This window comes from Lysinibacillus sp. TE18511 (genome assembly GCF_054062295.1).
Map to the genome: position 1 here is coordinate 38313 of NZ_JBSSFD010000014.1, position 14975 is coordinate 53287.

At 38.4% G+C, this 14975-nt stretch carries 15 protein-coding genes; 4 read left to right on the forward strand and 11 right to left on the reverse strand.

All coding sequences use genetic code 11. The annotated features are described in order from the left end of the window. Positions 1-28: 28 nt before the first annotated feature. The 3 genes from ACVWXS_RS12385 to gpr all read right to left on the reverse strand — a co-directional run bounded on the left by ACVWXS_RS12385 (position 29) and on the right by gpr (position 2845). A complete protein-coding gene (locus ACVWXS_RS12385) occupies positions 29-193 on the reverse strand; it encodes a hypothetical protein (protein ID WP_456958425.1) in 165 nt (54 codons plus the stop codon). Positions 194-926: 733 nt separating this feature from the next. Beyond that, positions 927-1775: a stage II sporulation protein P gene (gene spoIIP / locus ACVWXS_RS12390; protein WP_402984825.1), complete on the reverse strand. Its 849-nt coding sequence runs from the start codon at positions 1773-1775 to the stop codon at positions 927-929. Positions 1776-1828: 53 nt separating this feature from the next. Beyond that, positions 1829-2845: a GPR endopeptidase gene (gpr, locus tag ACVWXS_RS12395; protein ID WP_456958426.1), complete on the reverse strand. Its 1017-nt coding sequence runs from the start codon at positions 2843-2845 to the stop codon at positions 1829-1831. A gap of 162 nt (positions 2846-3007) precedes the next feature. Here gpr and rpsT point away from each other — a divergent pair, with 162 nt between their 5' ends. Continuing rightward, on the forward strand, positions 3008-3256 hold the full coding sequence (gene rpsT / locus ACVWXS_RS12400; protein WP_068983677.1) for a 30S ribosomal protein S20: 249 nt from the start codon (positions 3008-3010) through the stop codon (positions 3254-3256). Positions 3257-3447: 191 nt separating this feature from the next. On the opposite strand, the gene holA is transcribed toward rpsT, so the two are convergent. Beyond that, positions 3448-4458, reverse strand: a complete 1011-nt coding sequence (gene holA, locus ACVWXS_RS12405; protein WP_368635872.1) for a DNA polymerase III subunit delta — start codon at positions 4456-4458, stop codon at positions 3448-3450. Positions 4459-4622: 164 nt separating this feature from the next. Here holA and ACVWXS_RS12410 point away from each other — a divergent pair, with 164 nt between their 5' ends. Then, positions 4623-4760, forward strand: coding sequence for a YqzM family protein (locus ACVWXS_RS12410; RefSeq protein ID WP_368635871.1), 138 nt, complete (start codon positions 4623-4625; stop codon positions 4758-4760). Positions 4761-4790: 30 nt separating this feature from the next. Here the strand turns inward: ACVWXS_RS12410 and ACVWXS_RS12415 are convergent, their stop codons facing one another. From ACVWXS_RS12415 to ACVWXS_RS12425, 3 genes are all read right to left on the reverse strand, one after another. Continuing rightward, on the reverse strand, positions 4791-6935 hold the full coding sequence (locus tag ACVWXS_RS12415) for a DNA internalization-related competence protein ComEC/Rec2 (protein ID WP_456958427.1): 2145 nt from the start codon (positions 6933-6935) through the stop codon (positions 4791-4793). A gap of 143 nt (positions 6936-7078) precedes the next feature. Further along, positions 7079-7648, reverse strand: a complete 570-nt coding sequence (locus tag ACVWXS_RS12420; RefSeq protein WP_402984818.1) for a ComE operon protein 2 — start codon at positions 7646-7648, stop codon at positions 7079-7081. A 125-nt stretch (positions 7649-7773) separates the two neighbouring features. Then, complete coding sequence (locus ACVWXS_RS12425; RefSeq protein WP_456958428.1) at positions 7774-8421, reverse strand: helix-hairpin-helix domain-containing protein; 648 nt, start codon at positions 8419-8421, stop codon at positions 7774-7776. A 336-nt stretch (positions 8422-8757) separates the two neighbouring features. On the opposite strand from ACVWXS_RS12425, the gene ACVWXS_RS12430 reads away from it, so the two are divergent. Both ACVWXS_RS12430 and ACVWXS_RS12435 read left to right on the forward strand, forming a co-directional pair. Next, positions 8758-10053 (forward strand): methyltransferase domain-containing protein, encoded by a 1296-nt coding sequence (locus ACVWXS_RS12430; protein ID WP_456958429.1) that lies wholly within the window; start codon positions 8758-8760, stop codon positions 10051-10053. Then, on the forward strand, positions 10050-12635 hold the full coding sequence (locus tag ACVWXS_RS12435; protein WP_456958430.1) for a polynucleotide kinase-phosphatase: 2586 nt from the start codon (positions 10050-10052) through the stop codon (positions 12633-12635). Before ACVWXS_RS12430 ends, ACVWXS_RS12435 begins: the two co-directional genes overlap by 4 nt. Before the next feature lie 123 nt (positions 12636-12758). Here the strand turns inward: ACVWXS_RS12435 and ACVWXS_RS12440 are convergent, their stop codons facing one another. The 4 genes from ACVWXS_RS12440 to ACVWXS_RS12455 are packed head-to-tail and all read right to left on the reverse strand — an operon-like array spanning position 12759 to position 14972. Next, positions 12759-13499 carry a class I SAM-dependent DNA methyltransferase gene (locus tag ACVWXS_RS12440; RefSeq protein WP_456958431.1) on the reverse strand — a complete coding sequence of 247 codons (741 nt, stop codon included), beginning with the start codon at positions 13497-13499 and terminating at the stop codon, positions 12759-12761. Continuing rightward, a complete protein-coding gene (rsfS, locus tag ACVWXS_RS12445; protein WP_368635863.1) occupies positions 13500-13844 on the reverse strand; it encodes a ribosome silencing factor in 345 nt (114 codons plus the stop codon). After that, positions 13841-14413, reverse strand: a complete 573-nt coding sequence (gene yqeK / locus ACVWXS_RS12450; protein WP_456958432.1) for a bis(5'-nucleosyl)-tetraphosphatase (symmetrical) YqeK — start codon at positions 14411-14413, stop codon at positions 13841-13843. Before yqeK ends, rsfS begins: the two co-directional genes overlap by 4 nt. Then, positions 14382-14972, reverse strand: a complete 591-nt coding sequence (locus ACVWXS_RS12455) for a nicotinate-nucleotide adenylyltransferase (RefSeq protein ID WP_427419837.1) — start codon at positions 14970-14972, stop codon at positions 14382-14384. The genes yqeK and ACVWXS_RS12455 overlap by 32 nt, the downstream gene beginning before the upstream one ends. Positions 14973-14975: the final 3 nt, after the last annotated feature.

Consider the following 14975-nt stretch of genomic DNA (forward strand, 5'->3'; position numbering starts at 1 on the left):
CTTCCTCTTCTTCCAATAATCTAGTTCATCACCATAACGTGTGGTTGATTTCCGTTCCGATTGAGCGCTTTGTTGCTGACGCTTCGCTTTCGCACAGAAAACATTTGTTGCTGCCGCTTCGCTTTCGCACAGAAAACATTTGTCGATGACGCGTAGAGCAGAGCTTCTTGGGGGCGCCCAGTCTCCACTCCAATCAACTTATATACAAGGCATACGATTTACAAATGTCATCCTCAACTTTTGGTGTGAGCCAATTATCTACAAATATTTTACATTTTTCACAGCACAAACTTTAGTATAAAGCCAAACATCGTCCCCTTTTAACTAACAATTCAGTGCACTCACTTTATGAATGACGGGTGAGTAACTATAAAAGTTTATATAAAATGATATCTTAGAAAATTTTTGTCCCTCTCAGACAGCTAATAGTTCAAGAGAAATAACTGGGTTCTCCACAACTAACACCCAATATTTCCCCAATCAATTCGCATGAATATTTTAAATCTTCCTTTGATAACATAAACAACACAATTAAGCTCTTCATATGTATAGTTGTACTTTATTCCATTTAAAATAATCGCTTATCTTTCCACATTCTTTCCGTCAAAAAAGCATCTCCAAAAATGGTAGATGCTTTAAAAGCGTGTTTCGCCTATTGCATATGCCGTTCAAAAACTTTTTCCAAATCAAATCTTTATAAACTGCCTTGAAAATTATAAGCCAAGAAATGAACAATTTAAAGGTCTAACAACTATTTTTTTCAAAAAAAATTCCTGGTAATTTTACTAACAATAGACATCATAATTCGAGATGACATTTGTAAAAAAAATGGGCAAAAAGATGGTCATCTTAAACAGTCCATCTTTTTGCCAATTCCACTATATAAATTATAGTAATCTTTTACTAGTTTTAAAATAAGAGACCTACTATTCTTGTTTTTCTGTAATAAAGGATTTTGCAATGGCTTTTCCTATTACGGCAATTGAACGATTCAATTCTTCTTCTGTATTATCAATTCCACCTAATTCGATTAAAATCATTTCTTTTGTTAGATCCTGATTATAGCGCCCATCTACATTGTCTCCACTTTTAGAGATAACACCTCTAGAGATCTTTGGCACAATTTCATTCATAGAAGCAGATAAACTTTCTGCATAAGCAGTATTCCAACGATAATTCTTATGCTCTGCACCTACGACAATGGCAATACGTGCATAGGATTCGTTGTTATGTGTGATCGTTGTTGTATTTTTCTTAGCAGCATCTCGATGCAAATCAATAACTAAGTCATAGGACTGCTCTTGTAAACGTTTTGATAAATAAGGACGCACAGTATTGTATGAATCCGGAAAACTTTTTCCCTTAAGTTTCAGTTCCTTCATAACATCAACCTCTAATACATCCGTCTGTATACCGTTCATGCTAAAATGCTTGGAAATTGCATCTTGTAAATTATAAATATTTGTTTTTTCATCATAATTGGCCGCTTTCCCGCTAACAGCTTTTACCATCGGTTGATATGATTCTTGTGAATGCGTAAATAATAATAATACTTTAAATGGATCTTTTGTCTCCTCTTTTGTCTCTTCTTTTGTCTCCTCGAGCACACTTTGTTCAGTTAAATTAGTAGCGGCATACACGACTGGTTGATCCTCTGGTTGTTTAATCGGAGTCGATGCTTGCTTGTTGAACGGAAGTTGCCCAGCAATGACAGGTAATACGAAGAAGAACAATAATAAACCAAATGACCACTGTAGTTTTTTTAGCAAAGTCACACCCTCCTCCCCTTATCGTATGGAGGGGATGTGCCTTTTAGAACGAAAAAAAATTACAGATTATTTGCCCATTTCATAAGCATAGATGATACGATTTTAGCATATTTATCTATCCAGTAATCTGCTTCCTTTGGCGTAACCATCAGCTGTGTATGCGAGCCTGCAAATGTTTCAGCAAACAATTGCTGACGTTCTTCTTTTGTCCAGGTAGCCCATTCACCGAAAATTGGTTGTATTAAAGACATATCAAGCTCTTTATTTATATCTGGTTGCCAAGATGATAATGACAATTTTGATGAAGGCTTGCTCCGTTCTGCAACTCGTGCCGCTAAAGAACGTAGCATGAACTCTACAGCATCTGCAATTAATACAGGTGCATCAACTACTGTCGGGATACCGATTGCGGTAACAGGAATGCCAAGCATCTCATATGAAATTTCCTTACGCTGATTTCCTACGCCTGAACCAGGATGTATCCCTGTATTCGTTAATTGAATTGTTTTACATAAACGATCACTAGCCCTTGTTGCAAGCGCATCTACAACAATAATTAATTTTGGCTGCAGTCGTTCAGCCAATGCCGCAACAAAATCACCAGTTTCATATCCTGTTTGTCCTGTTACACCAGGCGCATACATGACAAATTTTTCATCAATTACATCTAAACTATGCAAATGATCAATAAGATACGGTCCTATAGCATCGGGTGTAATGGTACGATTACCTAGACCAATAATTAAAATTTTGTCGTCCTCATTCCACGACATTGCTTCATGCATTTTATTAAAACTTACAAGCAACTCTTTCTCAAGCTGTTCAAATCCATCCGGATCATCAAGCGTCAAAGTAGGTACGGAAAGTGTAATGTACTGCCCTTCCTTCTTACCAATCTGCTTCTCACCTTCTGCATTAACGAGCACATCAGTGATTTTTACCCGACCAGTATTCCGATCTTCAATTTGGACACCACTTTTTTCTTCAAGCTTTTCCTTTTGCTCTTTCGTTTGATGTAAAACAACTTCTTCCGACTCATCAATTAAATCCGTACGTTGCCAATTTAAATTTTGCATACAGTTCACCTCAAAAGTAGTTTGTTCAAACTGTCAAGTAAATATTCTTTGCATTTATCTATTGCAATTTAGCCTAGCGTTTGTTAAAATGATTTTTGTTGTATTGACACAAGAAATCAATGAGAAGATATCATCTCGTACCTATTTTAGGAGGTGAAACATATGCCAAACATTAAATCTGCGATTAAACGCGTAAAAGTTAACGAAAAAGCTAACGCTGCTAACACTCAAGCTAAATCTGCAATGCGTACTACAGTGAAAAAAGCTGAAAACGCTGTTGCTGCTAATGCTGAGAACGCACAAGAACTTTTACAAGCAGCTTTCAAATCTTTAGATAAAGCAGCTTCAAAAGGACTTATTCACAAAAACGCGGCGGCTCGTAAAAAGTCTCGCCTTGCTAAAAAAGCATAATTGTTATAAAGGATCAGTATACTCTATTCAGAGTAGCTGATCTTTTTATTTTTCAAAGATCATTAATTATGACCTTAATTGCTGTGCTGCGCTATCGCACAACATGCGTCTTGATTTTGATTGTGCTAACTGTATAAAGATAAAGAGCTGCCCATATTGCTTAGGACAGCTCACCAAAAGTTGATTTCTTATTAAAATTGACGCAGTAAAAAGAGTTCTAAATAACGCTCACGATTGCCACCCGCTGTTTTCAGCTGTAAATCGACCTTTGCTAGCTGATACAACGCCTTCAGTAAACTTTCCTCTGATGGACGATTACGCTGCTCAACCATCAATTTGACACGATAAGGATGTACTTTTAAATTTTTGGCAATTTGCTGTGGATGGTAGCCTTTTTTTAATAAATAAAACACATTAGACATCGTACGAACATTGGATGCAAGCAATCCAACAAGCATGATGGGCTCTTGCTTTTGACGTAGTAAATCGTGATAAATAGACAATGCCCCTACTGAGTCATTCGCAAAATAAGCATTTAACATTTTAAAGGCATCCTGCTCCAATGTTTTTGCCACTAAATCCTCAACTAACGTAGCAGTAATCTCGCCTCCATCACCTAAATAGAGAGTTAGCTTCTCAATTTCCATTTGCAACTGTAACATATTCGGTCCAACCATTGCGACAAGCTGCTCAATCGCATTTTGCGTAATACTGTTACCCTCTGCTTTAACAACACTTTGAATCCAGACAGCTAAATCCTGCTCTTTGGGCGTTTCAGTTTGGACTAATAATGCATGCTCCTTCATTAGCTTTGTCACTTTTTTACGCTCGTCTAATTTCTCATAAGGTGCGATAAAAACGGTTACTGAAAAATCGGAAGGGTTCGCAAGCCATGCCTCAAGGCGTTTTACATCATGGTCGATTTTCTCTTTACCCTTTTCAGTTGCCTTTAAAAAAGATGCGTTTTTTGCAATGATCAGCTTCCGTTCAGAGAAAAAAGGAATTGTATCCGCTTCATCCATAACAACATCTACTGGCATTTCTTCTAAATCAAATGTTGACATTTCTATCTCTTCTTCAGGTCCTATAGCCTCTTTTAAACGTTTAACTGTTTCATCTATAAAATAGCTTTCCTCACCAACGAGTAAATAAACTGGTGAAAGCTCTCCTCTTTTGATATTATTCCAAACCGTTGAAATCATAATTTCCCCTCCATCTAGCAATACTACTAGTATACATGATTTGAATTCCTTTGTGACTTTGACCGAATTGTGTCGATTCCTTGCCACACGGCGAATTCTCCTTTTCGATATAGCTTTTATGAAAATGATGTCTTATAATAAATAACAGAATTGGAGGGATAACAATGAATCCATTTGAAGGAAAAAACATACAATGTCGCCGTAACGATGCAATCGATTCTGGAGTTGGTTTCGGTGTATCATTTGGAGCTTTCGCAATTATGTTTTTAGTCGCAATTATAGTAGAATTCGTAGCTAGATAATTATTAATGTACGATTGAAAAGGACCTTGCTCATTGGACAAGGTCTTTTTCAATTTGCACTGACCATGTTTCCCCCCGAATTCGCACCTCAATCGTGCCGTCTATTCCAGTTGTTAATGTCGGTAAATTACGACTGGCGAAACGCTCCACTACCTCATCATGCGGATGACGATAGCGATTATTGAGCCCTGCGCTGAAAATGGTTAATTCAGGCCGTAACAGCTCTACAAAAGGCTCAATACTTGATGTTTTACTGCCATGGTGTCCAGCCTTCAACAATGTCATATCCGCTAATTGTTTGTTGTAAAGATGAATAAGCTCCTGTTCACCATGCTCCTCTAAGTCACCCGTTAACAATGCTCGAAATGCCCCCTGTTGTAAATACAAAACAATTGAATCATTATTCCCCTCATAAACGGTCTCAAGGGGCCATAAATATTGAAAGCTTGTCTCTCCTATACGCCACGTTGTACCATGCATCTTTTCTTTCACTTGAACCATTCGCTTCTTCGCTTCCATTAGTAAATCTTGCATAATAGGTTTATCCATTGAACCAGGAGTGAGATGAATTTCATGCATATTAATCTCCTGCAAAATCTCCTCAGCTCCCTCTACATGATCAGCGTCTGCATGGGTGACGATAAAAATATCAATGTCTCGAATCCCTTTTCCTTTTAAAAACGGTACGACAACCTGTCTCCCAACCTCATACGGGCTTTCTGAAGTCTTCCATAGTTCCTGCTCAAAGCGCAGTAAGCCTCCTGAATCAATAACGTATACAGCCCTTCTAAACGGTAATTCAATAACTGTACAATCACCTTGACCAACGTTTAAAAACGTAAGCTTCGTTTCATTAAATAACATCGGCAAAAAATGAATACAGATTGCAGGAATGAAAATCACAACTGCAAATTTACCATAATGATTGATCTCTATAAAATAGAAGCCCACTAACACACTTATCAACGCCACGCAAATAAGCCAAATAGCAGGTCTTCCCGGCGACCACAGCTGAAAAGGCAATTCCTGGACATATAAAATGAATGTCGTAAGCCAAATACGAAGCGGCTCGTATCCAGCAAATAAAACCTTAGCTACTGGCATCGATATAATTGTTATGACAAACATAGCAATATTTAAGGGCAAAATAACAAAGGAAAACAGTGGTACGAAAATAATATTTGCCAAAAATGATGAAATAGAAATTTCATAAAAATGATGGAGTAATAATGGGTAAACAAGAAGCTGGCACACAAATGTAATGAAAAATGAACGGATTAACCAGTTCGTGGATCGTCTTAAAATGACGCCAGAATAGACAAGACTAACTGTTGCTAAATATGACAATTGAAAACCAATCTGATAAATGACACCTGGTTCTAGTAAGACAAAGCAAAGAAAGCTAATTGCTAAGGCATCATCAATCGATATTTGCCACCTAGCGTAACGCATCAGCATGATTAATTCTACGACAGATACTGCACGCCATACGGACGGAGCACCGCCAGCTAGCACTCCATAGATAGGTAAGATGATGAGTAAAACTATAGTCGCCATTTCCTTCCGTACGCCTATACGTAGAAGACCTTCAAAAAACAACCATGAGACAAGTGCCACATGCAGACCAGAGATAGCAAAGAGATGTGTGATGCCAAGCTTTTGATAGGCTCTTTGAAGCTCATGATCGACTTGATCCTGTGATCCTATTAGAAGTGCTTGTGCTTCTGCAACTAGTGACTCCGGGAATGTTGTTTCAATATGTTTTTTCATAGAGTGTCTCTGTTTAGCAAGAAACGAACGAATAGATTTTTTCTCTTCTATAAAGGTCCAGTTTGAAACTTCAAATATTCCTCTTGCACCTTTACTGATCAAATATTTTTCCATAGAAAATGCATACACATGTGCAGGTGGAAGAGGTGCTATAAGTTCTCCTTGAACAAGGTAGGTCCAGCCTGTTAATGAAGTATTTTCATAAAAGCTTTTTTCTTGTTCTGAGGAGAAAGTATATACGACATACAACTTCTCACCTGTTTCAGTTTTTACAAAACCTCGGAGTTTTTGACCATTTATTTTATATTCACTCGACCAAGTTATTTGGAATGTTGACGGTAGAGGGGAAGATTCCGTCAGTTGAAATGTAACAATGAAGAAATAGGAAAGAAATCCAATAACCATAACAAAAGCTGAAATTAAGCGTGTTTCACCTTTCAAGTTAAGCCATAACGCGAAAAGCAGAAGAATAGCGAGTAGCCAAGCTGACTTGTGTGCCGCTAATGAAGCTACAAGTACAGCTAGTGCTACGTAAACCCATTTATGCTTTAGAGCTTTTTGCCAAATAATGCACTCACCTTCTGTTCATATGGGAGCAATTTTTCTGCAGGCATACCACATTCACGAAGCTCGTTTAGCATGTCTATGTACAAGGCTAATTTGTCGTCGCTTAAAAAGTCGATTTTACGTTCATCAAATGGAACGTGAACTACCTCCACACCTGCTTTTTCAAATAATTCCTGGGCATAAGGATTATTTTTATAATCAGTGGCGTAATACACGCGTTCAATACCTGCTTGAATAATAGATTTCGTACATGGTAGACACGGGAAATGTGTAACATATAAGTCTGCACCTTTTGTAGGTGTACCATATTTAGCACATTGTAGAAGTGCATTCATCTCAGCATGCACTGTACGCACACAATGATTATCAACAACATAGCAACCTTTTTCAATACAATGTTCATCACCTGTAATTGAACCGTTATAGCCACCTGCAATAATTCGCTTATCCCGAACGACGGTTGCTCCTACTGCCAGTCTTGTACATGTACTACGTAATGCGAGTAAATGGCTTTGTGCCATGAAAAATTGATCCCAAGTAATTCGCTCCATATGACTACCTCCAAAAAAATTCGATTACAATTTTTTATTAACTGTACCTACATTGCAACAGTCAATTTTCTACTATAGTGTAGCCCTTTTTGAAAAGGGTCGTCAATATCACAAAACGTGCCGCCTCACTTTACTGTAATAGAATCTTTCAGTTTTTCATACGTCTTTTCGCCAATACCGGTCACTTTTTTTAGATCCTCAATAGTTTTAAAGCCTCCATTCTCCTCACGATAGGAGATAATACTTTGAGCCTTTGATGGACCAATACCTGGCAATGTCGTAAGTGCTGCTTCATCCGCTTTATTTAAATTGACCTTTTGATCCTCCATGCCATTATTGCCTTGTGAAGTACCGCTAGTAGGCATCGTCAACATATTAGAGGTGATTTCGTCTAGCTTTTCACCCTTTCTAGGAATATAAATAACCATTTCATCCTGAACTTTTTGGGCATGATTAATAAGTTGCGAATTAGCATCTTGCGTATAGCCACCTGCAAGCTGTACAGCATCTATAATTCGTTGGTCGGGCTGTAGCTCATAAACACCTGGATACAGTACAGCACCCTTTATATCAATAAATACCTGTTGTATGACCGCTTCATCTACAGGCTCTTGCATTTCTTGTTGTTCAATAGGTTGGATTGTTTCGATGAGCTCTTCTTGGGGAGGTGAAGAGTCAGATCTCGAAAAAAAGAAGTAACAAAGTCCACCGATTACAAGTATGCCGGGAAGCAACATACTTTTTTTGTACTTTTGCCATAAAGATTGGATCATTCTTAACATCCTTTCTTTGCAAAAGGTAATCATATGGAGTCTCCTTCATCTTACAATATCATTCTTACATTGAAAAGATAATTTATCTATTAAGACAAAAAGACATCCCTGGCCTTTACTTTTATGACACTGACATACTGATGTAAAATTATGCTATGCTTTGAATAATAGCCCATCACCATATCATGTGGTTGATCCCTCATGAGTCGCTCAGTCGGAACGAAGATCAACCTATATACATGGCATACGTTTTAACAAATGTCATCTACAACTTTTAGTGATGAGCCACAATAAATAAGACACATTATGCCTTTGTGTACTGAATGGAGGAAGAATATGCAGCTAACAATACAGGCAAAGGGAGAAAATGTGAAAGCTATCTCCTACTTACTATCAAAAAATCCGAATAATTTATATGAACGGCGTGTAAAAGATCATTTAGTTCGACTTGTCTATCACGAGCTTTCTGAAACAAGCCTTGCTGTGACAATATTTGTTACGCCAAATGCACTCGCACTTGTTCAAAATGACAACGCGCTTGATATTACACATTATATTAATGACCGTGAATTCGCCGCTAGTAGTATTTTTTTATCCCTAATCCGTTCTGCTTTAGGTACTGCGTTAAATGGTAGACCAAAAGAACAATACATAGAATGGGTAGCTCAAGCAAATTCATTTGAATTTGAATTCGGCCCAATCGCTACAGCTATGACAAATGAAGAGATACATGAATTGTTTCAGCCTCTTGGATACACTGTAAACATCGAGGCTTTGAATAAAAAACATCGTGCCCGTTTTCTAACATTATCAGCGGACATTACGCTCCAACGAGCACTACAACATCTTTTTGTACTCATCCCTGTTTTAGATGATTATAAGCATTACTTTATCGATGAGTTGGAAGTTGATAAACTCAAGCGGTACGGAGAAGGCTGGTTAGATACACATCCAATGAAGGAGTATATTTATAAAAAAGCCCTTCGCTTCTCCCATTTACATAATGGTACTACTACGATACAAAATACAACACGTTCACTCAATACATTACGCTACGAAAAAATTGTTGAAACGATTAAAGCTCTACCTCAAAAATCAACTATTGTTGATCTTGGTTCTGGTGAAGGAAAGCCTTCAAGTTTACTTGCCTACGTTAAAGGAATTGACGAGCTGCTTGCGGTTGAACCTAGTGAAGTTGCAATGAAAAAGGCGATAAAACGTTTTGAAACATTAGAGAAAGCATACGTAATACCAAAACCTACATGGGGCTCCCTTTTCTATTATGATGCACGATTACAGCATAAGGATGTCATCGTTTTATGTGAAGTCATTGAACATATTGATGAGGAACGACTTCCTAAAATAATGTCATTACTATTATCTCAATATAGTCCTCAAACATTAATCGTGACAACACCTAATGCTGAATACAATGCTGTATACGAATTAGATGAAATGCGGCACGATGACCACCGCTTTGAATGGACACGTAGTCAATTTCAAAAATGGTGTCATATAATGAATAGCCATGAACAATATGAGCTTTTATTTACAGGCATCGGTAATGAACATAATCTTTATGGACAACCTACCCAAATGTGCATCTTTACAAAAAAGGAGGTAAGTGTATGAACATCACAGTTCCACGCACAGGGATTGTTCTGCTAATTGGTCCATCCAATAGTGGGAAATCTACGCTTTTACAACATTGGGTTAATGTAGGTATGCTTTCTCCTTCTGAAATCATTAGCTCTGATAGTTATCGCACACTTGTTGCTGATACAAAATATATTGATTTTCAAAACTATTCAAAGGAAGTAGCAGATTTATTGTATGATGAATATTTCGCTATCTCTGCACAAGCCTTCGCTGTTATGGAACGCGTCTTAGAGGCTAGATGCACATTAAATAAGTGTACATTAGTCGACGCTACTCATTTACAATCAGAAGAACGTCAAAAATACATCTTGCTTGGGAAGAAACTACATGTTCCTGTAAGTGCGATCGTATTGGATGTTCCTCTTGAAGAATTGTTACGACGAGATACTTTACGCCAAGATCCAAGAGGAAGTAAACGTATCAAACAACAGGCACGCCTATTGAAAACAGAAAAACGATTGATTAAAAAAGAGGCATTTACTAAAACCTATATGGTGAAAGAAACAGAGGAGCTAACACTATCAAGACAGGAGTCATCATTACACTTAGATGTAGATGCTGGGCTAGATGTTATTGGAGATATCCACGCTTGCTTTGATGAATTTATCGAATTACTGGGTAAGTTAGGCTACGAAGAAAACAAGGAAGGTTACTATATTCATCCACTAGGTCGGCGTTTTGTTTCAGTTGGTGATATTATGAGCCGAGGACCAAAATCTATTGAAACGATGGCCTTTTTTGAACGTCATATAGAGCGCGGACTTGCCTATATGACCGATAGTAATCATGGCTGGAAAATCGCTCGTTGGCTAGATGGACGTAAAGTAACGCTACATCATGGAGATGAGCTAGTTGAAGCTGAATTTATCGATTATGAAAATGTTTATGGGGTGGAGCAAACAAAAGAATTTAAAGCTCGTCTCGCAAAATGTTTACTGGCTGCTCCGTCTCACTATATTTTAATGAACAACGGCATTTCTTCCGCTGTTGTTACACACGCTGGTATCCGTGACCGTTATATAGGCAAACAATCGGCAAGAATTTCTGATTTTTGTCGTTATGGTGATGTACTGGGACAAGATCCATCCGGAAAACCTATTCGTAATGATTGGTTTACAGAGCATCAATCATCACAGCTTATTATTTGGGGACATGATCCTAAATTACGTCCCTTAAAGCAAAATAATACGCTGAATATTGACCAAGGAGTTGTTTTTGGTGGTCAGCTAACTGCCTTTCGTTATCCTGAAAAGATCATTGAGTTTGTGAACGCTTATAAAAACTATGCAGGTATTGAACGGAATCCTCTACTTGAAGCGAAAGCTCAACGTTTTGATTCGCCAAATATCGGTGCATTTTTAGAAGGTTTCACAGTGGAAACTGCATACTTTGGCAATGTACAAATTGGTGGTGCTTATGCAAAGGCAGCCATAGACAATGTTTCTCATTATGCATTGCCATTAGAGCAGCTCGTTTATATTCCACCAACAATGAGCCCAACTCCTCAAACATCTGCTTTAGGGGACACATTAGAGCATCCTACAGAGGCATTTGCCTATTATCAAAAGCATGGTGTCCATACAATGATTGCCGAGAAGAAACATATGGGCAGTCGTGCTGTACTGCTGCTGTTTAAAGATTCACTCATTGCAAAGGAATATATCGATACAGAAACACTTGGCATTATGACATCTAGAACAGGAAGACGTTTTTTCGATCAAGAGACAGAGCAAAAAATTCTTCAACAACTTCATTGTGAATTAATGGAGAAAAACTATTTCGAACAGTTTAATACAAATTTCGTACTACTTGATGCCGAAATTTTACCTTGGAACTTAAAAGCGCAGCAGCTAATCGATCAGCAATATGCACATGTAGCTGATCAAGCATTAATGGACCGTACAAAGCTTATGGAGAAACTACGTGACACAGCACATATCGATGTTTCAGAATGGCTTCAGGAGTATAAGGGGTTACTTGAAAATGCACAACGATTTTCAACTGTTTTTCAAAACTATTGTTGGGATGTCCAGGATACTTCATCTATTCAAATTGCCCCCTTCCATGTATTAGCACATAGTTCAGAAACTTTTTTCCATAAACCACATACATGGCATATGGAAATGAATCGACTGTTTGCAAAAAATTCAGCGCTATTCATTGAAACAGAATTTAAGGTAATTACAGATGAAGCTTCTGAACAGGAAGCCATTACATGGTGGGAGGAAATGACTGCAGCTGGTCATGAGGGAATTGTTATTAAACCTGAAACCTTTGTAACCAACTATCAGGGAAAACTACTTCAGCCTGCTATCAAAGTACGCGGACGTGAATATTTGCGTATCATCTATGGTATGGACTACTTACAGACTTCAAATTTAACGAAGCTAAAAGAACGCAATCCAAATAAAAAAATGAAGCATGCATTGCGTGAATTCGCACTCGGACTGGAAGGGATAGAACGTTTTGTAAAAGGTGAATCGACTGCTCGTATTCATGAATGTGTACTCGGCACACTAGCACTCGAAAGTGACCCTGTCGATCCTAGACTTTAGTAAACATAGCTCTACATCCATAGTTAAGGTAACGCACAATGTGAAGTAGCGCCAACAAGAGAAACTACGACGATAAAAAGCAAAAACAGCTTGTTAGTTTTATTCTACTAACAAGCTGTTTTACTATTTCACCGCACGGATAAAAATGCGTTCACTTTCGTATTCAGGGGCTTCATCTGTAAAATCTGCCGTTACTTCCACATGTGTAAAGCCAATTGCACGAAGCCATGTCATATATTGCTCAATTGAGAATGTGCGCTGGATATGCTCCTCATCAAAGCGTTCATACAGCTCACTCACAGCATCTCGCACATAAAACGTCATTTGATGAACAACGGAATGGTCAAAATCGCCGGGTTCCGTATGCCATACATAGCTAATGTCGCCATCATCATAAGTAAATGGTCCATCTAAAAAAATATCATTCATTTTAAATAACGAATGCACGTCAAAAAACAATTGACCTCCATCACGTAATGCGTCAAAAATACGTTGTAACGTTGAATAAACCGCCTTTTCCTCCACTACATAATTCAGTGAATCAATAGCAATCGTTACAACGTCAAGTGCCTCAAAGCCTTCTAATTCATCCATTGACATACAATAGAGCGGAACTTGTAAATCAGCCTCAGCAAAGCGCTCAGCGGCAATTGAGAGCATATCTTCAGATAAATCAATTCCACTCACCTTATAACCAGCCTGCGCAAACAACAGGCCAAGTACACCTGTACCACAACCGATATCTAAAAGATTTGGGAATTGACTGCTTGGTGCATGCTGCAAAACCCATTCCACATAAAGACTGTAAGGAATATCCGTTTGTAGCTCATCATACACGTGTGCAAATCGTTCGTAACTACTCACTTAAGCCTCAGGCATGTCTAGTTGCGGTGCGTCACCCCATAGACGTTCAAGGTTATAATAAGCACGTTCATCTTTATGGAATACATGCGCTACAACATCTCCAAGGTCTACAAGAACCCAGCGTGCGCCATCGAAGCCTTCTACACGACGAATTTCATACCCCTCTTTTACTGCTACCTCTTGTAATTCACGCGCAATTGCTTGCACTTGGCGATCTGAATTACCATGAGAAATAATAAAGTAATCCGCTAAAAGTGAAATTCCCTGCATATTTAAAACGACAATATCCTCACCGTGTTTGTCGTCAATTGCTTTGTAAGCTGCTTGTAATAAAGTTGAAGTCATCCTTCACTTTCCTCTCTTTTCATCGTATCGTTATAACATTCTATGGATAATGGATAAATTGGCTGCTTTGTGTCAATTAAAAATGCCAATGTATGGCGCACACAAGCACTCATCGCTTTATCCAAATCTTTCATTGCTTTTTTTCGCAGACGCTCAACCCCATCAAATTTACGATTTGGTTCAATCATATCTGCAACAAAAATAATTTTTTCTAAACGACTCATACCCACGCGTCCTGTTGTATGAAAACGAATTGCATTTAACGTATCCTCATCTGTAATGTCAAATTCACTTGCTACAATATATGCACCTACTGGACCATGCAGTAATTCACTGCCCCAGCCGATTAGTCGAGCATCTAATTTTTCATCACGGACGATTTGCTCCATCCACTCAATATCTGCATATTTCGCAATATCGTGAAGAATGGCTGATGTCTCAGCTTTTTTTTCGTCCTCACCATATAATTTTGCTAGCTCAATGGCGGTTTCCATTACGCCAATGGTATGAATATAGCGTTTCTCTGGCATGCGTGGCTTAATCGCCGCTAAGTACTGTTCGCGTTCCATAAAGACCTTCCTCTCGTATGAACGTCTCTACCGCTTCAGGCAGTAAAAAAGTAACCGTTCCTCCAGTGGCCAGGCGTTCACGAATCAGTGTGGACGATAGATCGATTTGGGGAGCTTCCACCATTAGTATAGGATACTCTGTGAAGGCCTCTGTTCCTGGACGCTTTACTCCTACAAATTGCACAAGCTTCACTAATTCATCAATACAGTACCATGTATGAAGCGAATCAATCATGTCGCCTCCAATGATAAAGTAAAATTTCACATTAGGTTCTCTTATACACATCGAAGTAAGCGTCTTATAAGAATAGGATACGCCACCCTTCTCTACCTCATACGACTCCACAGAAAAATGCGGATATGGACTTATTGCATGCTTTACCATTTCAAGGCGCTCCACGTCACTAGCATCATGACGTGCAAACTTATGTGGTGGTAACGCATTTGGCATAAAGCGAACTTCATCTAAATCCAAGGCATGAAGTACTTCATTAGCCATCATTAAATGTCCATTATGGGGTGGATTAAATGTGCCTCCCAATAAACCGACCTTTTTCATCGT